Annotated in this window: 17 protein-coding genes and 1 pseudogene; 13 read left to right on the top strand and 5 right to left on the bottom strand. The window is 72.7% G+C overall.

Features of this window, described 5'->3' with window-relative positions:
• Window positions 1-73: 73 nt before the first annotated feature.
• The 9 genes from ilvC to leuB all read left to right on the top strand — a co-directional run bounded on the left by ilvC (window position 74) and on the right by leuB (window position 9,949).
• Complete coding sequence (gene ilvC / locus BN3794_RS04675) at window positions 74-1,072, top strand: ketol-acid reductoisomerase (protein WP_066094070.1); 999 nt, start codon at window positions 74-76, stop codon at window positions 1,070-1,072.
• Window positions 1,073-1,110: 38 nt separating this feature from the next.
• Window positions 1,111-2,856: an acetolactate synthase 2 catalytic subunit gene (gene ilvG, locus BN3794_RS04670; RefSeq protein ID WP_066094067.1), complete on the top strand. Its 1,746-nt coding sequence runs from the start codon at window positions 1,111-1,113 to the stop codon at window positions 2,854-2,856.
• Complete coding sequence (locus BN3794_RS04665; protein WP_066094062.1) at window positions 2,840-3,103, top strand: ACT domain-containing protein; 264 nt, start codon at window positions 2,840-2,842, stop codon at window positions 3,101-3,103. The genes ilvG and BN3794_RS04665 overlap by 17 nt, the downstream gene beginning before the upstream one ends.
• Before the next feature lie 117 nt (window positions 3,104-3,220).
• The gene (locus tag BN3794_RS04660; protein WP_066094059.1) at window positions 3,221-4,345 is read left to right on the top strand and encodes a threonine dehydratase; all 1,125 of its coding nucleotides are present in this window, start codon (window positions 3,221-3,223) and stop codon (window positions 4,343-4,345) included.
• Window positions 4,342-5,922, top strand: coding sequence for a 2-isopropylmalate synthase (locus BN3794_RS04655; protein WP_066094055.1), 1,581 nt, complete (start codon window positions 4,342-4,344; stop codon window positions 5,920-5,922). Before BN3794_RS04660 ends, BN3794_RS04655 begins: the two co-directional genes overlap by 4 nt.
• Window positions 5,919-6,698, top strand: a complete 780-nt coding sequence (locus tag BN3794_RS04650; RefSeq protein ID WP_066094050.1) for a class I SAM-dependent methyltransferase — start codon at window positions 5,919-5,921, stop codon at window positions 6,696-6,698. The genes BN3794_RS04655 and BN3794_RS04650 overlap by 4 nt, the downstream gene beginning before the upstream one ends.
• A 44-nt stretch (window positions 6,699-6,742) precedes the next feature.
• Window positions 6,743-8,167, top strand: coding sequence for a 3-isopropylmalate dehydratase large subunit (gene leuC, locus BN3794_RS04645; RefSeq protein WP_066094047.1), 1,425 nt, complete (start codon window positions 6,743-6,745; stop codon window positions 8,165-8,167).
• 131 nt (window positions 8,168-8,298) lie between these two features.
• Entirely contained in the window at window positions 8,299-8,892 is a 594-nt protein-coding gene (gene leuD, locus BN3794_RS04640) for a 3-isopropylmalate dehydratase small subunit (protein ID WP_066096999.1), read from the top strand.
• Entirely contained in the window at window positions 8,882-9,949 is a 1,068-nt protein-coding gene (gene leuB, locus BN3794_RS04635; protein WP_066094045.1) for a 3-isopropylmalate dehydrogenase, read from the top strand. Before leuD ends, leuB begins: the two co-directional genes overlap by 11 nt.
• A 22-nt stretch (window positions 9,950-9,971) precedes the next feature.
• On the opposite strand, the gene BN3794_RS04630 is transcribed toward leuB, so the two are convergent.
• Window positions 9,972-12,866, bottom strand: a complete 2,895-nt coding sequence (locus BN3794_RS04630; protein ID WP_078059693.1) for a ligand-binding sensor domain-containing diguanylate cyclase — start codon at window positions 12,864-12,866, stop codon at window positions 9,972-9,974.
• Window positions 12,867-13,076: 210 nt separating this feature from the next.
• Between BN3794_RS04630 and BN3794_RS04625 the strand changes: the two genes are divergently transcribed.
• The 3 genes from BN3794_RS04625 (at window position 13,077) to BN3794_RS04615 (ending at window position 15,918) form a co-directional block, all read left to right on the top strand.
• On the top strand, window positions 13,077-13,733 hold the full coding sequence (locus BN3794_RS04625; protein ID WP_066094042.1) for a TetR/AcrR family transcriptional regulator: 657 nt from the start codon (window positions 13,077-13,079) through the stop codon (window positions 13,731-13,733).
• A 134-nt stretch (window positions 13,734-13,867) separates the two neighbouring features.
• Window positions 13,868-14,524 (top strand): protein-L-isoaspartate O-methyltransferase family protein, encoded by a 657-nt coding sequence (locus BN3794_RS04620; RefSeq protein WP_066094039.1) that lies wholly within the window; start codon window positions 13,868-13,870, stop codon window positions 14,522-14,524.
• A 17-nt stretch (window positions 14,525-14,541) separates the two neighbouring features.
• Complete coding sequence (locus BN3794_RS04615) at window positions 14,542-15,918, top strand: TolC family outer membrane protein (RefSeq protein ID WP_066094036.1); 1,377 nt, start codon at window positions 14,542-14,544, stop codon at window positions 15,916-15,918.
• Window positions 15,919-16,031: 113 nt separating this feature from the next.
• On the opposite strand, the gene waaA is transcribed toward BN3794_RS04615, so the two are convergent.
• Window positions 16,032-17,336 carry a lipid IV(A) 3-deoxy-D-manno-octulosonic acid transferase gene (waaA, locus tag BN3794_RS04610; RefSeq protein ID WP_066094033.1) on the bottom strand — a complete coding sequence of 435 codons (1,305 nt, stop codon included), beginning with the start codon at window positions 17,334-17,336 and terminating at the stop codon, window positions 16,032-16,034.
• Window positions 17,337-17,411: 75 nt separating this feature from the next.
• On the opposite strand from waaA, the pseudogene BN3794_RS04605 reads away from it, so the two are divergent.
• Window positions 17,412-18,326: pseudogene (locus tag BN3794_RS04605) on the top strand (LpxL/LpxP family Kdo(2)-lipid IV(A) lauroyl/palmitoleoyl acyltransferase); the annotation flags it as partial.
• Here the strand turns inward: BN3794_RS04605 and BN3794_RS04600 are convergent.
• From BN3794_RS04600 to BN3794_RS04590, 3 genes are read right to left on the bottom strand one after another with little or no spacing between them, the layout of a single operon-like run.
• Complete coding sequence (locus BN3794_RS04600) at window positions 18,323-19,654, bottom strand: O-antigen ligase family protein (protein WP_066094030.1); 1,332 nt, start codon at window positions 19,652-19,654, stop codon at window positions 18,323-18,325. The pseudogene BN3794_RS04605 and the gene BN3794_RS04600 overlap by 4 nt on opposite strands.
• Window positions 19,635-20,747 carry a glycosyltransferase gene (locus BN3794_RS04595; RefSeq protein ID WP_066094028.1) on the bottom strand — a complete coding sequence of 371 codons (1,113 nt, stop codon included), beginning with the start codon at window positions 20,745-20,747 and terminating at the stop codon, window positions 19,635-19,637. Before BN3794_RS04595 ends, BN3794_RS04600 begins: the two co-directional genes overlap by 20 nt.
• A gap of 7 nt (window positions 20,748-20,754) precedes the next feature.
• On the bottom strand, window positions 20,755-20,952 hold the full coding sequence (locus BN3794_RS04590) for a zinc-finger domain-containing protein (RefSeq protein ID WP_066094025.1): 198 nt from the start codon (window positions 20,950-20,952) through the stop codon (window positions 20,755-20,757).
• Window positions 20,953-21,090 lie beyond the last annotated feature (138 nt).

Genomic DNA, 21,090 nt, shown 5'->3' with positions numbered 1-21,090 from the left:
CGCCAAGCCCTGCCTCCAGCCGGCCCGTGACGCCACGGCCGGTTGATCCACATTTCCCAAGGAATCCAAGACCATGACCCAGCACGACCATTCCCATCCCACCATCGCCGTCGTCGGCTACGGCAGCCAGGGCCGCGCGCATGCCATGAACCTGCGCGAATCCGGTTTCGACGTGGTGGTCGGCCTGCGCCCGGGCGGCAAGACCGAGGCCCAGGCCAAGGCCGACGGCTTCCTGGTCAAGACCCCGGCCGAGGCGGTCAGGAACGCGGACCTGGTCGCCGTGCTGACGCCGGACATGGTACAGAAGAAGCTCTACGAGGAGGTGCTGGCCCCGAACATGAAGCACGGCGCCTGCCTGCTGTTCGCCCATGGCCTGAACGTGCACTTCGGCATGATCAAGCCACGCGAGGACCTGGACGTGGTGATGGTGGCGCCGAAGGGCCCCGGCGCGCTGGTGCGCCGCGAGTACGAGATCGGCCGCGGCGTGCCGTGCGTGTGGGCGGTCTACCAGGACAAGACCGGGCACGCCCGTGACCTGGCCCTGGCCTACGCCGCCGGCCTGGGCGGCGCCCGCGCCAATCTGATCGAGACCACCTTCAAGGAAGAGACCGAGACCGACCTGTTCGGCGAGCAGGCGGTGTTGTGCGGCGGCGCCAGTTCGCTGGTGCAGGCCGGCTTCGAGACCCTGGTGGAAGCCGGCTACCAGCCGGAGATCGCCTACTACGAGGTGCTGCACGAGCTGAAGCTGATCGTGGACCTGTTCTACGAGGGCGGCATCACCCGGATGCTCGAGTTCATCTCCGAGACCGCCCAGTACGGCGACTACGTCAGCGGCCCGCGGGTGATCGACGCCTCCACCAAGGCGCGCATGAAGGACGTGCTGACCGATATCCAGGACGGCACCTTCGTCAAGAACTGGGTGGCCGAGTACGAAGCCGGCCTGCCGAACTACAAGAAGTACAAGCAGGCCGACATGGACCACCAGATCGAGCAGGTCGGCAAGAAGCTGCGCGCCAAGATGGTGTGGCTCAACAAGGACGCCGCCAAGCCCGACAGCCAACAGGCCGCGTAAGCCGCGGCTCCCCCACCCACCCCGAGGTCGCCACGAGAATGAACACCACCGCACAGGCCCGTCCGCGCAACGGCGCGCGCTGGCTGACGCAGGCCCTGGAAGCCGAAGGCGTCGACACGCTGTTCGGCTATCCGGGCGGCACCATCATGCCGTTCTACGACGCACTGGTGGATTCGAAGCTGCGCCACATCCTGGTACGCCACGAGCAGGGCGCGGCGCTGGCCGCCAACGGCTATGCGCGTGCCTCCGGCAAGGTCGGCGTGTGCGTGGCGACCTCGGGCCCGGGGGCGTCCAACCTGGTCACCGGCATCGCCGACGCCATGCTCGATTCGGTGCCGATGGTGTGCATCACCGGCCAGGTCGGCACGCCGCTGCTGGGCACCGATGCGTTCCAGGAGCTGGACGTGTTCGGCATGACCCTGCCGATCGTCAAGCACAGCTTCCTGGTGCGCACGGTGGACGACCTGCCGCGGGTGGTGACCGAGGCGTTCCGCATCGCCCGCGAGGGCCGCCCCGGGCCGGTGCTGATCGACCTGCCCAAGGACGTGCAGGTGGCCGATGCCTCGCACCTGCCCGATCCGGCACCGGCGGCGGTGGCCGCCGCGCCGGCACCGGAGGACGCGCGCCTGGCCGAGGCCATCGGCGCGATCGCCGGCGCGGAGAAGCCGGTGATCTACGGCGGCGGCGGCATCGCCCTGGCCGATGCGGTGGATGAGTTCCGTCAGTTCGTCGATGCCACCGGCATCCCCACCGTGCTGACCCTGCGCGGCCTGGGCGCGCTGCCGGCCAGCCACCCGCGCTACCTGGGCATGCTGGGCATGCACGGCACCCGCGCGGCCAACATGGCGGTGCAGGAGTGCGACCTGCTGATCGTGGTCGGCGCGCGCTTCGACGACCGCGCCACCGGCAAGCTCGCCGAGTTCGCCCCGTTCGCCCGCGTCATCCACCTGGACGCCGACGCCTGCGAGATCTCCAAGCTGCGCACCGCCGACATCGCCGTGCCCGGCGACGTCGCCACCGGCCTGAAGGCGCTGGCCGGCGCGCGCTGGTTCGACACCCTCGGCGCCGCCGCCGAAGCCTGGCGCAGGCGCTGCGCCGACAACCGCAACCGCTTCGGCGCCCGCTACGACGCGCCGGGCAAGGACATCTACGCGCCGGCCCTGCTCAAGCGCCTGAGCGAGCTGGCGCCGGCCGATGCGATCGTCGCCTGCGACGTCGGCCAGCACCAGATGTGGGTGGCCCAGCACTGCCGTTTCTCGCACCCGCGCAACCACCTGACCAGCGGCGCGCTGGGCACCATGGGCTTCGGCCTGCCGGCGGCGATGGGCGCGCAGGTCGCCTGCCCGGAGCGCACCGTGGTGCTGGTCAACGGCGACGGCGGCTTCATGATGAACGTGCAGGAGCTGGCGACCATCGCGCGCCTGCGCCTGCCGATCAAGATCGTGCTGCTGGACAACGCCTCGCTGGGCATGGTGCGCCAGTGGCAGGAGCTGTTCTTCGCCGAGCGCTACAGCGAGATCGACCTGTCCGACAACCCGGATTTCGCCGCGCTGGCGCAGGTGTTCGGCATCCCGGCCCGGCACATCGACGCACGTGCCGACGTGGACGCGGCGCTGGCCGCGCTGCTGGCCGAACCGGGCCCGGCACTGCTGCACGTGAGCATCGACGCGCGCGCCAACGTGTGGCCGCTGGTGCCGCCCAACACCGCCAACAGCACCATGCTGGAATCCAATCCCGCGCACGCGACCGTTCGCCAGGAGGCTCCCCATGCGATTCCGGCTTGACCTGGTGCTGAAGCCGGCCGAAGGCGCGCTGCTGCGCGTGCTGGGCATGGTCGAACGGCGCGGCTTCCGCACCGTGGCCATCGACGGCCGCCCGGCAGCGGCCGACGCCGGCCGCTGGCACCTGCGGCTGGAGGTGGAAGGCCAGCGTCCCGGCGAGAGCCTGCGCCACCAGTTGGAGAAGATCTACGACTGCGAGTCGGTGCAGGTCACCGAGTTGCCCGCCATCGCCACGGAGGCCGCCGCGTGAACGTCCAGCGCGCCCATGCCGTCACACCGGCCCGCGTCCGTTCCCGGATGCCGGCCCGGAGGCGACTTCTCGCACGGGGGTATCTTCTTCCCCGCCCCGCGTCACGGGCCCGGCGCCATGGCTGACACGGCTCCCGGCGGCACCCAGGAAAGCGACGTAGGCGACGTAGGCGTCTCGGTCGCCGACGTGCTGGCCGCGCAGGCCCGCCTGCGCCGCTACCTCACCCCCACGCCGCTGCACTACGCCGAGCGTTTCGGCGTGTGGCTGAAGCTGGAGAACCTGCAGCGCACCGGCTCGTACAAGGTGCGCGGCGCGCTGAACGCGATGCTGGCCGCACGCGAGCGCGGCGACGAGCGCCCGGTGATCTGCGCCTCGGCCGGCAATCATGCCCAGGGCGTGGCCTGGTCGGCCTACCGACTGGGCATGCAGGCGATCACGGTGATGCCGCTGGCCGCGCCGGCGACCAAGATCGCCGGCGTGCAGCACTGGGGCGCCACCGTGCGCCTGCACGGCAACAGCTACGACGAGGCCTACGCCTTCGCCCGCGAACTGGCCGCGCAGAACGGCTACCGCTTCCTGCCCGCGTTCGACGATCCGGACGTGATCGCCGGCCAGGGCACCCTCGGCATCGAGATCGCCCCGCATGCCCCGGACGTGGTGATCGTGCCGATCGGCGGCGGCGGCCTGGCCTCGGGCGTGGCGCTGGCGCTGAAGTCGCAGGGCGTGCGCGTGGTCGGCGCCCAGGTCGAGGGCGTGGATTCGATGGCGCGCGCGATCCGCGGCGACGTGCGCGAGATCGATCCGGTCGCCACCCTGGCCGACGGCGTCAAGGTCAAGATCCCCGGCTTCATCACCCGCAGGCTGTGCACCAGCCTGCTCGACGACGTGGTCATCGTGCGCGAGGCCGAACTGCGCGAGACCCTGGTGCGGCTGGCGCTGGAGGAGCACGTCATCGCCGAGGGCGCCGGCGCGCTGGCCCTGGCCGCCGGGCGCCGCGTCGCCGGCCGGCGCAAGTGCGCGGTGGTGTCCGGCGGCAACATCGATGCGGCGGTGCTGGCGCGGCTGCTGTCCGAGGTGCGGCCACGGCCGCCGCGCAAGCCGCGCCGGCGCCACCGCGAGGGCCCCGCCCTTGACCGAACGGCGCATATCGCACCGCCCCCCGTTTCGCCCACAATTCCCGCAACGCCCGCCAAGCGCGACGAACGCGCCCACGCCCCTGCAGTAGAGGAGATCCTCTGGTGAACACGCCGATCCAGAACCCGCGAATCCGAATCTTCGACACCACCCTGCGCGACGGCGAGCAGTCTCCGGGCTGCAGCATGTCCCCGCAGCAGAAGCTGGTGATGGCGCGCGCGCTCGCCGAGCTCGGCGTGGACATCATCGAGACCGGCTTTCCCGCCAGCTCGCAGTCCGACCGCGAGGCCACCGCGGCCATCGCCGCCGAGCTGCGCCAGACCACCCTGGCCGTGCTCTCGCGCTGCCTGTCCGGCGACATCGAGGCCTCCGCGCGCGCCCTGGAGGGTGCGGCCCGGCCACGCCTGCACGTGTTCCTGTCCACCAGTCCGCTGCACCGCGAGCACAAGCTGCGCATGAGCAAGGAGCAGGTGCTGGAGTCGATCGGCCGGCACGTGGCGCTGGCGCGCGGCTACGTGGACGACGTGGAGTTCTCCGCCGAGGACGCGACCCGCACCGAGGAGGACTACCTGATCGAGGTGGCGCGCGCGGCCATCGCCGCCGGCGCCACCACCATCAACCTGCCCGACACCGTCGGCTTCACCACGCCGGAGGAGATCCGCGGCATGTTCCGGCGGGTGATCGCCGGGGTGGCCGACCTGCCCGGCGCCGACCGGGTGGTGTTCAGCGCGCACTGCCACAACGACCTGGGCCTGGCGGTGGCCAACTCGCTGGCCGCCATCGAGGGCGGCGCCGGCCAGATCGAATGCACCATCAACGGCATCGGCGAGCGTGCCGGCAATTGCGCGCTGGAGGAACTGGTGATGGCGCTGAAGGTGCGCAACGCCTTCTACGCGCACGACACCGCCATCGATACCCGCCGCATCGTGCCGGCCTCGCAGCTGCTGCAGCGCCTGGTCGGCATGCCGGTACAGCGCAACAAGGCGGTGGTCGGCGCCAACGCCTTCGCCCACGAGTCGGGCATCCACCAGCACGGCATGCTGCGCCACCGCGGCACCTACGAGATCATGCGGCCGGAGGACGTGGGCTGGGAGTCCTCGCAGATGGTGCTGGGCCGCCACAGCGGCCGCGCCGCGGTCGAGGCGCGCCTGCGCGCGCTCGGCTACTGGCTGGAGGACGAGGAGCTGAAGGTCGTCTTCGAGCAGTTCAAGGCCCTGTGCGAGCAGCAGCGCGTGGTCACCGACGCCGACCTGCGCACCCTGATGCAGGGCGCCGGCGACAGCCAGGGCTACCGGCTGTCGTCGATGACGGTCAGCAACGTCGGCCAGCAGGGCGACAGCGGCGGCCGCGCCAGCGCGCGCGTGGAGCTGTCCGACCCGGACGGCCAGCGGGTGAGCGAGACCGCCGAGGGCGACGGCCCGGTGGACGCCCTGTTCGCGGCGCTGGCCGCGGCCACCGGCGTGCAGCTGGTGCTGGACAGCTACCAGGTCCACAGCGTGGGCATCGGCGCCGACGCGCGCGGCGAGGCCAGCCTCAGCGTCAGCCACGCCGGCGTCGCCCACGAGGGCACCGGCACCAGCGCGGACATCATCGAGGCCAGCGCCCTGGCCTGGCTGGACGTGGCCAACCGCCTGCTGCGCCAGGGCCAGCCCGAGGCCCGCGAGAGCGACGCGGTGACCGCATGAGCCTGGACAGCGACCGTCCCGTGCCGGCCGCCGGCCAGCACTGGGACGCCCACGGCTACGCCACCCACGCCGGCTTCGTGCCGGCACTGGGCGACACCGTGCTGGCCCTGCTGCAGCCACGGCCGGGCGAGCGCATCCTCGACCTGGGCTGCGGCGATGGCGTGCTGAGCGCGCGCCTGGTCGCCGCCGGTGCCCGCATCGTCGGCGTGGATGCCTCCCCGGAGCTGGTCGACGCGGCGCGCGCCCGCGGCGTGGACGCGTACGTGGCCGACGGCCATGCGCTGGACTTCGACGGCGGCTTCGATGCCGTGTTCAGCAATGCCGCGCTGCACTGGATGCGCGCGCCTGACGCGGTGCTGCACGGCGTGCACCGTGCGCTGCGCCCGGGCGGCCGCTTCGTCGCCGAGATGGGCGGCCACGGCAATGTCGCCGCGATCGTCACCGCGATCCGCGCGGCCATGCGCCTGCACGGCCTGCCCGCATCGCCGTTCGCCTGGTTCTTCCCGACCGCCGCCGAATACGCGCATCGGCTGGAACGGCACGGCTTCCGCGTCGAGGCCATGGCCCTGGCGCCGCGACCCACGCCGCTGCCCACCGGCCTGGCCGGCTGGCTGCGCACGTTCGCCAATCCGTTCCTCGCCGGCCACGACGATGCCGTCGCCGAGCGGGTGCGCGACACCGCCATCGAACTGCTCGCCCCGGTGCTTCGCGACGCCTCCGGCCACTGGACGGCCGACTACGTGCGCCTGCGTTTCCACGCCACCCGCATCGCCTGAGCGATGCCGCGCCTTCCAAGCAAATTCCGCAAGGTCATTGCCCCATGAGCCCAGCCCCCCGCACCCTGTTCGACAAACTGTGGGACGCGCACGTCGTCGTCCCGGAAAGCGAGACCGCCCCGGCGGTGCTGTACATCGACCTGCACCTGATCCACGAGGTGACCTCGCCGCAGGCCTTCGCCGAGTTGAAGTCGCGTGGCCTGCGGCCGCGCCGCCCGGACCGTACCAAGGCGACGATGGACCACTCCACCCCGACCCTGCCGGCCGGCCCGGACGGCAGGCTGCCGTACTACACCGAGGCGTCCGAGAAGCAGGTCGAGACGCTGGCGGACAACTGCCGCGCCTACGGCATCGAGCTGTTCGACATGGCCTCGCCCGACCGCGGCATCGTCCACGTCATCGCCCCGGAGCAGGGCTTCACCCAGCCGGGCATGACCATCGTCTGCGGCGACAGCCACACTTCCACCCACGGCGCGTTCGGCGCGCTGGCCTTCGGCATCGGCACCAGCGAGGTCGGCCACGTGCTGGCCACGCAGTGCCTGCTGCAGCGCAAGCCCAGGACCATGGCGGTCACCGTGGACGGCACGCTCGCCCCGGGCGTGGGCGCCAAGGACGTGGTGCTGCACGTGATCGGCCTGATCGGCGTCAACGGCGGCACCGGCCACGTCATCGAGTTCCGCGGCAGCGCGATCGAGGCGATGGACATGGAATCGCGCATGACCCTGTGCAACATGTCCATCGAGGCCGGGGCGCGCGCCGGCATGGTGGCGCCGGACCAGGTCACCTTCGACTACGTCGCGGCCACCCCGCGCGGGCCGAAGGGCGACGATTTCGACGCCGCCGTCGCCTACTGGAAGACCCTGCGCAGCGACGACGGCGCGACCTTCGACGCGCAAGTGCGGGTCGATGCCGCCGACATCCGCCCGACCCTGACCTGGGGCACGCATCCGGGCACGGCCATCGCCATCGATGCGCCGGTCCCGGCGCCGGCCGACGCCGCCGCGCGCAAGGGCCTGGACTACATGCACATGACCCCGGGCCACGCCGTCGCCGGCACGCCGGTGGACGTGGTGTTCGTCGGCTCGTGCACCAACGGCCGCCTGCGCGACATGCGCGACGTGGCCGCGGTGCTGAAGGGCCGCAGCGTCGCCGCCGGCGTGCGCATGCTGGTGGTGCCGGGCTCGGAGATCGTCAAGCGCCAGGCCGAGGCCGAGGGCATCGACGCGATCGTGCGCGCCGCCGGCGCGGAGTGGCGCGAACCGGGCTGCAGCATGTGCATCGCCATGAACGGCGACCTGGTCGCGCCCGGCCAGCTGGCGGTGAGCACCTCCAACCGCAACTTCGAGGGCCGCCAGGGCCCGGGTTCGCGCACCCTGCTGGCCTCGCCGCTGAGCGCGGCGTGGGCGGCGGTGAACGGCCACGTGGCCGATCCGCGCGAGCTGTTCGCGGTGGCGGAGGATGCCGCCTGATGCCCACCGAGATCACCCCCATCGAGGCGGCCATCGCCTTCGACGCCTCCGTCGCCGGGGCGCGCAGCCAGCGCCGGCAGGACCGTCCGTTGCCGCCTTCCACTCCCTCCCCCGCGCGAGGCACGCCTGCCATGTCCGGCTTCACCACCCTGGTCTCGCGCAGCGTGGTGCTGCGCCAGACCAACATCGACACCGACCAGATCATCCCCGCCCGGTTCCTGTCCACCACCGAACGCAAGGGCCTGGGCAAGCACGCCTTCAACGACTGGCGCCGCCAGGCCGACGGCGCGCCGAACCCGGACTTCGCCTTCAACCAGCCCGGAAACGCCGGCCGCTCGATCCTGCTGGCCGGGCGCAACTTCGGCTGCGGTTCCTCGCGCGAGCACGCGCCGTGGGCGCTGACCGACCTCGGCCTGCGCGCGGTGGTGTCCAGCCAGATCGCCGACATCTTCCGCAACAACAGCCTCAAGAACGGCCTGCTGCCGATCGTGCTGGCCGAGGACGACGTGCAGGCGCTGATGGCCCGGCCGGACGACGAGCTGACCATCGACGTGGCCGCGCGCGAGCTGCGCACCCCGGACGGGCGCGTGTACGCCTTCCCGCTGGATGCCTTCGCCCAGACCTGCCTGCTGCAGGGCGTGGACGAGCTGGGCTACCTGGCCGCGCGCCTGCCCGACATCGAACGCTACGAGAACCTGCACCAAGGAAACCCGCATGCACGCTGACATCGTCGTCCTGCCCGGCGACGGCATCGGCCCGGAGATCACCGCCGGCGCCGTGGCCGTCCTGGAAGCCGTGGCCGAACGCCACGGCCACGATTTCGCCTTCGCCGAGCACGATATCGGCGGCATCGCCATCGACCGCGCTGGCGTGCCGCTGCCCGATGCCACGCTCGCGGCGGCCAGGGCCGCCGACGCGGTGCTGCTCGGCGCGGTCGGCGGGCCGAAGTGGTCCGACCCGAATGCCAAGGTGCGCCCGGAACAGGGCCTGCTGGCGATCCGCAAGGCGCTGGGCCTGTTCGCCAACCTGCGCCCGGTCAAGCCGCACAAGGCCGCGCTCGGCGCCTCGCCGATCAAGCCCGAGCTGCTGGAAGGGGTGGACATCGTGGTGGTGCGCGAGCTGACCGGCGGCATCTACTTCGGCGACAAGACCCGCAGCGCCACCGATGCCAGCGACCTGTGCCGCTACACCATGGCGGAGATCGAGCGCGTGCTGCGCAGCGCGTTCCGCCTGGCCCGCGGCCGCCGCGGCCACCTGACCTCGGTGGACAAGGCCAACGTGCTGGAGACCTCGCGGCTGTGGCGCGACGTGGCCACCCGCATCGGCCGCGAGGAGTTCCCGGACGTGGCGCTGGAGCACCAGCTGGTCGACTCGATGGCCATGCACCTGCTGGCCAAGCCGCGCGCCTACGACGTGATCGTCACCGAGAACATGTTCGGCGACATCCTCACCGACGAGGCCTCGATGCTGGCCGGCTCGCTCGGCCTGCTGCCCTCGGCCTCGCTGGGCGAGGAAGGCAAGGTCGGCATCTACGAGCCGATCCACGGCTCGGCGCCGGACATCGCCGGCAAGGGCATCGCCAACCCGTACGCCACCATCCTCAGTGCGGCGATGCTGCTGCGCCATTCGCTGGGCCTGGACGCGGAAGCGCGCGAGGTGGAAGCCGCGGTCGATGCGGCGCTGGACGCGGGCGTATTCACCGCCGACCTGGCCGGCCCGGGCCGCGGCGTGTCCACCGACGCGGCCACCGCGGCGGTCCTCGCGCGCCTGCCCCGGGGCTGAGCCGCCGGCACCGGCGGCGCGCTCAGCCGCCCGGCCCGTGCCCTTCCACCCGGATCCGGTCGCGGCCCTCGCGCTTGGCGCGGTAGAGCTGGCGGTCGGCCGCCTCCAGCAGGTCGCGGCGGTTGCAGCGCTCCGCCCCGTACCACGCCAGGCCCACGCTCACCGTGCAGTGCACCGGGCCCGCGCCGGTGACCACCTGGATGGCCCGGATCCGCTGGCACAGGCGCTGCAGCAGGACCTGCACCTGGCCCGCGTCGAGGCCGGAAAGCATCAGCAGGAACTCCTCGCCGCCCTGGCGTGCCGCGAACACGCGGCCGTCGCCCAGCCCCGCCAGGATCGTGCCGATCCGGCCCAGCACCTCGTCGCCCACGCCGTGGCCGTAGGTGTCGTTGATGTGCTTGAAATGGTCGATGTCCAGCAGCGCCACGGCCAGGGCCATGCCCTGCTCGGCCTGGACCAGGCGCCGGCGCAGCTGGCGCTCGGCCTCGCGCCGGTTCGGCAGGCCGGTCAGCGCATCGTGGCCGGCCTGGTATTCGAGCTGGCGCACCAGCGCCTCGCGCTCGCGGCTGAGCACCTCCAGCGAGCGGTTCTTGGTGCTCAGTTCCAGGGTGCGCGCGTCGATCTCCGCGTTCAGCCGGCGCTGGCGCTGGCGGAACGCGGACACGCGCAGCAGGTACAGCCCGGCCAGCACCAGCGCCGCCAGCGCGCCGGCGAGCCAGTGCACCCAGCCGCGCTGCCACCACTGCGGCCGCAGGTACCAGTCCAGCGCGGCCTGGCCGACATGGCGCTGCTGGCGCCAGTCCAGCGGCAGCGCCATGGCCTGCACCTCGAAGCGGTAGCGGCCCGGCGGCAGGTTGGTGTAGATCGCCCGGGTCGCCGTGCCGGCATCCACCCAGCCGTCCTCGAAGCCGCGCAGGCGGTAGCGGTAGCGCACCTTGGCCGGGGCGCGGTAGTCCAGGCCGGCATAGTCGATGGCGATGCGGCGGACATCGCCGCGCAGCACCTGCCCGGGAGCCACCGGCTGGCTGCCGCCATCGACCGCCACCGCCTCGATCACCACCGGCACCGCCGGAGCGTGCTCGGAGGAGACCTGCCCGGGCGAGATCACCCCGAGCCCGGCCGAGGTCGGCACCAGGATGCGGCCATCCCGGATGACCCAGCCGGCCGGCTGGCTGCTGCCGTTGGCCTGGCTGCCCGGCAGGCCGTCGCTGGCATCGAGCACGTCCACCGCCAGCATCGCCCGGCGGCCGGCATCGACCTCGTCGAACTGCGCCCGGGCGATGCGGAACACCCCGCGGTTGCTGGTCAGCCACAGATAGCCGTGGCCGTCGTCCATCACCCGGAACACCGCATCGCGCGGCAGGCCGACGCGATGGTCGTAGATGCGGAAGCGGCCGCGCCGCAGCCGCAGCAGGCCGCGGTCGCTGGCCACCCACAGGCTGCCGTCCGCGTCGCGCAGGAAATCGAAGGCGTTCTGCGCGGGGAAATCCGCATCGGGGCGCCAGTAGTGGACCTTCCCGCCCGCCGTCCGCCAGGCCATGCCCTGGTCCGTGCCGATCCACAGGGTGCCGTCCGGCTCGCGGTACAGGGCCAGCACCATGGCCTCGGGCAGGCCGTCGCCGGGGCCGTAGGCGCGCACCCGGCCGTCCTGGTAGCGCGCCAGCCCGGTGACGGTGCCGATCCACAGCCCGTCCGGATCGACGGCCAGCGAACGGACCATCAGCGAATCCAGGCCCTGGGCCGTGCCGATCCAGCCGGAGACGCGGCCATCGGCCTGCACCCGGGCCACCCCGGCATCGTAGGTGCCGGCCCAGACGCCGCCCCCGGTGGCGGCCGCGGCCAATGCCAGCACCGAGGGTTGGCGCTGGCCGCCGTCCGGCAGCAGGTGCACGGGGGCCACGTGGCCGCCGCGGATGTGGTCCAGGCCGGCGGCCTGTCCCACCCACACCGTGCCGTCGCCGGTCTGGGTGACCGTGCGCACATAGTCCGAACCCAGGCCGTCCTCCCGGGTGATGCCGCGGGCCACGCCTTCCATGATCCGCACCAGCCCCTGGTTGGTGCCGGCCCAGACCACGCCGTCGTCGCCGGCCAGCAGGGCCGGGCTGACCGCGCCCGGCAGCTTCATGACCTGTTCCGTACCGTCCGGGGCACGCCGCACCAGCGTCCCGGAATTGAAGGCCAGCCACAGGTTGCCGCGCAGGTCGCGCACCGCCGCGTCGATGCGCTCGCCCGGATGCAGGTGCTGGCTGCAACCCGCGTCGCGGCAGACCCAGCCGCCGTCGTCGGTGGACACGATCACTTCCCCGTCGCCGCCGGCCACCATCGCCCGCACGCCATGAAGCCCTGCCGACGCCATCGGCCACGCCCGCGCCGGGCCGCCGGCGCGCGGCAGCAGGTGGATGCCCGCCTCGGTGCCGACCAGCAGGCCCTGCCCGCGCTCCAGCAGGGTGCGGATGGGCCGCGCCGGCAGGCCGCGCCCTTCGATCTTGGCGGACCGGCCGCCGGCATCGATCCGGTACAGGTCGCGCCGCGAGGCCAGCCACAGCGCGCCGTCGCGGTCGCGCTGCAGGGCATCCACCGGCAGGTGCCGCACCCCGGCATCGCCCAGCTGCGACCAGCGCCCGCGGGCATAGCGGTACACGCCGTTGGCCACGGTGCCGACCAGCATGCCGCCGTCCGGGTCCGGCTGCATCGCGAACACGCCGGAGACCTCGAGTCCCGACGTGTTCTGGCGGTCGAACGCCTTGAACTCGCGCCCGTTGAAATGGGCCACGCCTTCCCAGGTGCCGACCCACACCAGCCCGGAACGGTCCTGGGCCACCGCATTGACCAGGTTGTGCGGCAGGCCGTCGTCCATGGACCAGCGCGAGACGGTATAGGCCGCTGGTGGCTGCGGCATCGCCCGGGCGGGCGCCATTCCCCCCGCCAGCAGCACCAGCGCCAACGCGTACCCCCCGTGCAACCGCCGCCGAGCGGACGGAGCGCCCCCTTCCATAGAGTTCCCCTGATGCCTGCTACTTCCGCCCCTTGTTCGACGGATGGCCCAATCTATCACCCCGTTGGCATGCGTTCGTGGCACGATGACGGCACGCGCCCATTACAAAACCAATGGGTATAGTATTGAGCCATGTCCAGCCACTCTCCCGCTCCCGTCCATCCTCCCCGCAGCAACGGTCCCGGCCGGCCCAGGGACATGGGCAAGCGCAATGCGATCCTCGAAGCGGCGCGCCGCCTGTTCTTCGGCCAGGGCTTCGGCGGGGTGAGCATGGACGCGATCGCCGCCGAGGCGGGGGTTTCCAAGCTCACGGTCTACAGCCACTTCGGCGACAAGGAGTCCCTGTTCTCCGAAGCCGTGCGCGCGCAGTGCAGCGTGATGATGCCCGACACGCTGTTCGTGCAGCCGCCGCAGGGCTCGCTGGCCGAACAGCTGGAGATCATCGGGCAGGCCTTCCTGCGCATGATCTGCAGCCCCGCCGCGGTATCCACGCATCGCATGATGCTGATCCCGGGCACCGGCGACGAGCAGGTCCGGCGCATGTTCTGGCAGGCAGGCCCGGCGCGGTTGCAGCAGGTGATGGCCGAGTTCCTGCAGGGATACGTGGACCGCGGCGAGCTGGTCATCGACGACGTCGCCCTGGCCGCCTCGCAGTTCTTCAGCCTGCTCAAGGGCGAACTGTATTCCGGCCTGCTGTGCGGGCTGGCCTGCGACCCGGATCCGTCCGCCGTCCAGGCGCACGTGCGCGCCAGCGTGCGCTTCTTCCTGCGTGCCTATGCCCCGGAATGAACCGGCCGGCGGCCGTGGTGACTTCCGGCACTTCGGCCGGCGCGCCCGCGCCGCGATGCTGGGCACCGCGTTCTCCGGCCGTGGCCCGCATTACCGGATAAAATGCCCGCCCCACCGCGTTGGATGACCCGACCATGACGATCGACTTTGCCCAGGCCCGCGAGAAGATGGTTGAACAGCAGGTACGTCCCTGGGACGTGCTGGACGTGCGCGTGCTGGAAGTGCTGGCGCGCCTGCCGCGCGAGCTGTTCGTGCCCGAGGCCTACAAGGCGGTCGCCTACGCCGACCTGGAGATCCCGCTGGGCGACGGCCAGAAGATGATGAAGCCGGTGGTCGAGGGCCGCATGCTGCAGGCGCTGGCACTGCAGCCCGGCGACGACGTGCTGGAGATCGGGACCGGCAGCGGTTTCGCCACCGCCTGCCTGGGCGCGCTGGCGCGCGAAGTGGTGAGCCTGGAGATCGATCCCGCCCTGGCCGACGCCGGCCGGCGCAACCTTGCCCTGGCGCGCGCCGACGCCAACGTCCGCGTCGAGGTGGCCGACGCATTGGCCTGGCAGAGCGAGCGCCGTTTCGACGCGATCTGCGTGACCGGCGCGGTCGACGTGGTGCCCGATTCGCTCGTCGCGCTGCTGCGCCCCGGCGGCCGCCTGTTCGTGGTCCGCGGCCGCCAGCCGGCGATGGAGGCGGTGCTGGTCACCGCCGGCGTCAACGGCACGGCCGTCGAATCGTTGTTCGAGACCGACCTGGACTATCTGCGGGGCGCCTCCCCCGTGCCCCGGTTCCACTTCTGACTCCCCAAGGAAGCCCCATGATCCGCCGATCCCTCGTCATTGCGCTCGCGGCCGCCCTGTCGCCGCTGTCCGCCCAGGCAGCCGACCTGATGCAGGTCTACGAAATGGCCCGCAATGGCGACCCGCAGCTCGCCGAGGCCGAATCCACCCGCCTGTACAACAAGGAAGGCGCGGTACAGGCGCGCGCGGCGCTGCTGCCCCAGTTGGACGGTTCGGCCTCGCTGAGCCGCTCGCGTACCGAATACGAGGGCATCAGCGGCACCAGCACCAGCAAGAGCCGCAGCTACGGCATCAATGCCAGCCAGACCCTGTTCAACTGGTCGCAGGTCTCGCAGCTGCGCGCCCAGCGCGCGATCAGCAAGGCCGCCGACTTCACCCTCAGCGCGGCCAACAACGACCTGATCGTGCGTACCTCGGCGGCCTACTTCAACGCCCTGGTGGCGATCGAGTCGCTGGCGGCCGCGCAGACCAACGAGGCGGCGGCCAAGAAACAGTTCGACTACGCCGACAAGCGCCTGGAGGTCGGCCTGGCGCCGATCACCGACGTGCACGAGGCCCGCGCGCAGTACGACCAGGCGCGTGCGGACACGATCACCGCACGCAACACCCTGGCCGACGCCTACCAGGCGCTGGCCGAGATCACCGGCCAGCCGGTGCGCGACCTGAAGGCCCTGCCGGACGATTTCCATCCGCAGGTGCCGGCCGGCTACGAGGACGCCGACAAGCTGGTGGCCGAGGCGGCGAGCGACAACCCCTCGCTGACGGCCCAGCAGCTGCAGGTGCAGGCGGCCGAGTCGAGCGTGGCCGCCGCCCGTGCCGGCCACTACCCGACCCTGTCGCTGAGCGGCAGCCTGGGGCGGAGCAACAGCTGGGGCAGCACCGCCAGCTCGAGCACCAGCTTCAGCACCAGCGGCCGCGACATCGACAGCAACCAGATCGGCGTGACCCTGAGCGTGCCGATCTTCTCCGGCGGCGCCACCCAGTCCGCGGTGCGCCAGGCGCTGGCCAACCGCGACATCGCCCAGGACACCTACGAGCAGCAGCGCCGCGCCCTGGACCGCAACGTGCGCAACTACTACCAGACGGTAGTGCAGGGCATTTCCGAAATCGAGGCGCGGCGCCTAGCATTGGTCTCGGCCCAGGCCGCCTACGATGCCTCCCAAGTGGGCCTGGAAGTGGGTACCCGCACCGTGCTGGACGTGGTGCAGAACCAGAATGCGCTGTTCTCGGCCCAGCTGAACTATGCCCAGGCCAAATATACGTTCCTGCAGAACCGCCTGCTGCTGGCCCAGGCCATCGGCAAGCTGGATGCAGAGCAGTTGCAGGACGTCAACCGCCTGCTCACCGCCGATGCCGAGGCCAAGCTGGCCGATCCCACGGTCCTGCGCCAGTAAGGCCGGCGAGGCGGGCAGCATCGCCTCGTCGTGCGAAGCGGGCCTGCGGGCCCGTTTCGCGTTTGTGGCTGTCGCGTCCTGCGCTTCCGGAGGCCGGCGTGTACGCCGCGCGCTCAGCCGTCGCTGCGCGGCGGCAGGTCCGGTTCCACCAGGGCCAGGGTACGCTCCAGCGCGCCGCGGCCGGCCTCGACCAGGGCGCAGCCGGCACGTGCCATCGCGCGGCGACGCGCGGGATCGGCCAGCAGCGCGGCCATGGCCCGTTCCACCCCGTTGGCGTCCTCGCACACCGCGATCGCGTCGGCCTCGCGCAGGCGCCGCGAGATCTCCATGAAGTTGTGCAGGTGCGGCCCGGTCACCGCCGGGGTCCCCACCGCCGCCGGCTCGAGCAGGTTGTGCCCGCCGATGTCCTGCAGGCTGCCGCCGACGAAGGCCACCTGGGCGCAGGCGTAGAACGGCATCAGCTCGCCCAGGGTATCGACCACGAACACGTCGATGTCGTCCCCGGGCCAGCGCGCGCGGCTGCGCGTGGCCACCCGCAGTCCCTGCTCGCGCGCCTGCGCCTCCACCTTGGCGAAACGCTCGGGATGGCGCGGGGCCCACAGCAGCAGCAGGTCGGGCCAGCGCACCCGCAGCTGGCGGTGGATGCGCAGCACCGCGGCTTCCTCGCCCTCGTGGGTGCTGGCGGCGATCCACACCGGACGCGCGGCCGGCACCCGGGCGCGGAACGCGGCGACGAACCCGTCCAGCCCCGGCGGCGCGTCGATGTCGAACTTGAGGTTGCCCAGCGACCGCACCTGGCCGGGGCGGGTGCCCAGCTCGACGAAGCGCGCCGCATCCTCGGGCGATTGCGCGGCCACGCAGCGCAGGGTGCGCAGCGCGCGGCCGATCAGCGGGCGCAGCAGCCGGTAGCCGCGCAGCGAGCGTGCCGACAGGCGCGCATTGAGCACGTACACGGGAATGCCGCGGTCGCGGCAGCCGAACAGCATGTTCGGCCACAGCTCGGTCTCCAGGATCAGCCCCAGCCGCGGCCGGAAATGCTCCAGGAAACGGCGTACGCCGCCGGGCACGTCGTAGGGCAGGTAGACGTGGTCCACGTCCTCGCCCCACAGCGCGCGCACCCGCTCCGAGCCGGTCGGGGTGATCGTGGTGATGACCCAGCGGATGTCCGGGCGCAGGCGGCGCAGCGCGTTGACCAGCGGCGCGGCGGCGTTGACCTCGCCCACCGACACCGCGTGCAGCCACGCGCGCGGACGCCCCTGGGCCTGCTGGTAGGCGGCGTAGCGCTCATCCCAGCGCTGGAAGTACTCGCGCACGCGGAAGCCGCGCCAGATCAGGTGGTACAGGGTGATGGGCAGGAGCAGGTACAGCACGGCCGAATACAGGCCGCGCAGCAGCCCCTCGACGGGATCGGTGCGCATCGGCACAGGATAGCGGAAGCGTCCGCGGCGGCCGGCACCCGCGGCATATCCCGGCTCATCCCTTAGAATCGGCGCATGTCCGATCCCGCCGACACCGCGCGCCGCCCGTCGCTGCGCGACCCGCGCCACTGGCCCTCGTTCCTGGCCCTGGTGCCGGCGCTGCTGGCCGCGCGCCTGCCGTGGCTGGCGCAGCGCGCGCTCGGCCGCGGCGTGGGCTGGCTGGCGCTGCGGCTGATGGCCACGCGCCGGCGGGCGGCGCGGGTCAACCTGGCGCTGTGCTTCCCCGAGCGCGACGCGGCCTGGCGCGAGCGCCTGCTGCGCGACAGCTTCGATGCGCTGGGCGTGGGCGTGTTCGAGTTCGCGCGCGCCTGGTGGGGCAGCCTGGGCCCGATCCGCGGGCGCGTGCACCTGGAAGGGCTGGAGCACCTGCAGGCGCTGCGGGCGCAGGGCCGCGGCGCGCTGCTGGTGTCCGGCCACTTCACCACGCTGGAGATGTGCGGCCGGCTGCTGTGCCAGCACGTGCCGCTGGCCGGCATGTACCGGCGCTACCGCAACCCGGTCACCGAGTGGGCGGTCAAGGCCGGGCGCCTGCGCTACGCCGAGGCGATGTTCGCCAACGAGGACGTGCGCGGCGCGCTGCGCCACCTCAAGCGCGGCGGCTTCCTGTGGTATGCGCCGGACCAGGACATGCGCGGCAAGGACACCGTGTTCGCGCCGTTCTTCGGCATGCCGGCGGCCACGATCACCGCCACCCACGAGTTCGCCCGCATCACCGGCTGCGCGGTGGTGCCCTACTTCCACCGCCGCGAGGGCGGCCGCTACGTGCTGCGCATCGCCCCGCCGCTGGAAGACTTCCCGTCCGCCGACGTGGCCGCCGACACCGCGCGGGTCAACGCCGCGATCGAGCAGATGGTGCGCGAGGCGCCGGCGCAGTACCTGTGGATCCACCGCCGCTTCAAGCGCCAGCCCGGCGGGCGCAGCCGCTTCTACGAGCGCGGCGCCGTCCCGGGCTCGCCCAGCAGCGCGCCGGCGTACAGCCCGGCCAGCAGCACCAGCACCCCGCCCCAGAAGCTGGAATAGAACGCCAGGTGGGTGTTGAGCGGGAACACCGTCACCGCCAGCGCCAGCATCGCCGGCCGTGCCCGCTCGCGTGCCGCGGCAGCGGCGTGGCGCCAGGCGCGCCAGGCCATGGCCGCGCCGGCCAGCCACAGCAGCAGGCCGACCACCCCGGTCTCGGCCAGCACCTCCAGCACCAGCTGGTGCGCATGCAGCGCCGGGCCCTCGCCCCAGGCCGCGCCATGGCCGTGCAGCGGGTCGCAGGCCGGGAACGCCTCGCGGAAGCCGCGCGCGCCGACGCCGTTGAGCGGGTGGTGCTCGATCATGCAGCCGGCCGCGCCCCAGATCTGCGCACGCCCGGACAACGCCGCGTCCACCCCCGCCTCGCCGCCGCCGAAGGCCAGTGCCGTGCGCGCGAAGCGCTGCTGCAGCTGCGGCGAGACCGCGGTCAGTGCGGCCAGCGCCAGCACCGCGGCCAGGCCGAGCACCGCCAGGCGGCGCCAACCCAGCGCACGCCAGCCCGTCACCAGCAGCACCAGCGCATAGGTGATCCACGAAGCGCGCGAGCCGGCCAGCGCGATCACCACGCCAAGCAGGGCGGCGGCGGCCAGCCACGCCAGCACGCCGTAGCGCCGCAGCAGCGGCCACAGCAGGAACGGCGACAGGCTGGACAGCACCTGGCCCAGCTTGGGATTGCACGGCCCCAGGAACCCGCTCAGGCGGTCGGCGGCCGCGATCTCGGCCGCCGAGCAGATGCCGTGCCCGCTGAGCCCCCACTTGAGGCGATCCAGCGCCCAGAACAGCACGCTGGTGCCCGTGGCCGCCTGCACCAGCGCATCGAGCGTCCAGATCGCCACGATCCAGCCCAGGCCGGCGAAGGTCAGCCGGCGCCGCGCCGGGCCGGCCACCGCCAGCGCCGCCAGCCACAGGAACGGCAGGTAGCGCAGGCCCGCGGCGGCCTTGGCCCAGGCGCGCGCGCCGTCCACGGCATCCGGCGCGGACAGCAGCTGCGGCAGCCAGTAGGCCAGGAACAGCACCCAGGTCAGCGCCAGCGCGGGCACGCCCAGCCCGCTGCGGCGACCGTGCAGGCATCGCCAGGCCAGCGCCGCCACCATGGCCAGCGACCCCAGCGACAGCAGGCCCTCGGCGATGCCCGGTGCCGGCCATGCGGCGACGAAGGCCAGCACCCAGATCGGGGTCCAGCGCCAGGCGCGGTCCTGCATGTCCGGGGCCGCGGGAAGCTCAGCGGGAGAGTTCGTCATAGACCGCCAGGGTGGCCTGCTGCATCGCGCGCAGCGTGTAGGGAATGTCGGACGGCGGCGGCGGCGGGGCCGACAGCACCGCGCGCGCCCGGTCCAGCAGCGCGTCCTGCGCGAACGGCGCCACCGCGCCCGCCGGCTGCAGCTGGCCGAGCAGTTCGCCGACGCCGCCGTGCGCCCAGCCCAGCACCGGCCGGCCCACCGCCAGCGCCTCGATCACGGTGCGGCCGAAGGCCTCGGGCTTGCGCGACAGCTGCAGCACCAGGTCGCAGGCCGCATACGCCTCGGCGATGCGCGCGGTGGCCGGGGTGAAGGCCACCGCGGCGGCCACGCCCAGGCGCGTGGCCTCCTGTTGCAGTTCGCGCAGGTAGGCCTCGCGTCCCGGTTCGACGGCGCCGGGCAGCCACAGGCGCGCATCCAGCCCGCCGGCCCGCAGCCCGGCCAGCAGGCGCAGGCCGTCGGCATGGCCCTTCAGGCGCGTGCCGCGGCCGGGCAGCAGCAGCCACGGGCCGTCGCCGGCCAGGGCCGGCGCCTGCGTCGCCGCCCAGGCGCGGGCACCGGGATCGGGAAGGCCGCGGCGCGGGAACTGCGCCAGGTCGATGCCGCGCGGGATGACCCGCAGGCGCGCCGGATCGAGCGCCGGATAACGCGCCAGCACGTAGTCGCGCACGGTCTGCGAGACGCAGATCACCCGTTCGCCGCGGGTCATGATGGCGCTGTAGCGGCCGGGCGAATTGAGCCCGTGCACGGTGGTGACGAAGCGCGGCCGGCGCGGCGCCGGCAGGCCACGCAGCGCCCACCCGCCGATCCAGGCCGGCAGGCGCGAGCGTGCGTGGACGATGTCGGCCCCCAGGCCGGCCAGGTGCCGGCGCAGCACCGGCACCTGGCGCAGGGTCAGCGGCGACTTGCGGCCGATGTCCAGCGTCAGGTGCTCGGCGCCGCTCTCCAGCAGCTCCGGCACCAGGCGCCCGCCGGCGGAAACGACCACCGCGCGGTGGCCGGCCCGCACCAGCGCCGCGGCGATCTCCAGGGTGGAACGTTCGACGCCGCCGGCGTGCAGTGCCGGCAGCAACTGCACCACGGTCAGCCGGCGCACGGCCGGCTCAGTCGACCAGGACGTACACGGCGCCGCAGTACGGGCACTGGGCCTGGCCGTCCGGTTCGTCCTCGATCGGCAGGTACACGCGCGGGTGCGAGTTCCACAGCGCCATCTCCGGCGTCGGGCAGCTCAGCGGCAGGTCGCTGCGGTGCACGGTGTAGCGCTTCTCGGCATTGGCGGGCGCGGTGGCGATCTGGCTCATGGCGGGTGCGGATGGAAAGGGCCGCGCAATTCTAGCGCAGCCCGGGGCCGCGGCCGCCGTCACGTGTCCTCTGCATCGCCAGGCCGTAGAATTCCGCGACGGTCGCGTGTCGGGCCGTATCCCCCCGTTTCCCACTTC

Source organism: Xanthomonas massiliensis (genome assembly GCF_900018785.1).
Taxonomy (GTDB): Bacteria; Pseudomonadota; Gammaproteobacteria; order Xanthomonadales; family Xanthomonadaceae; genus Xanthomonas_B; species Xanthomonas_B massiliensis.
This window is presented reverse-complemented; position numbering and strand designations above follow the sequence as displayed.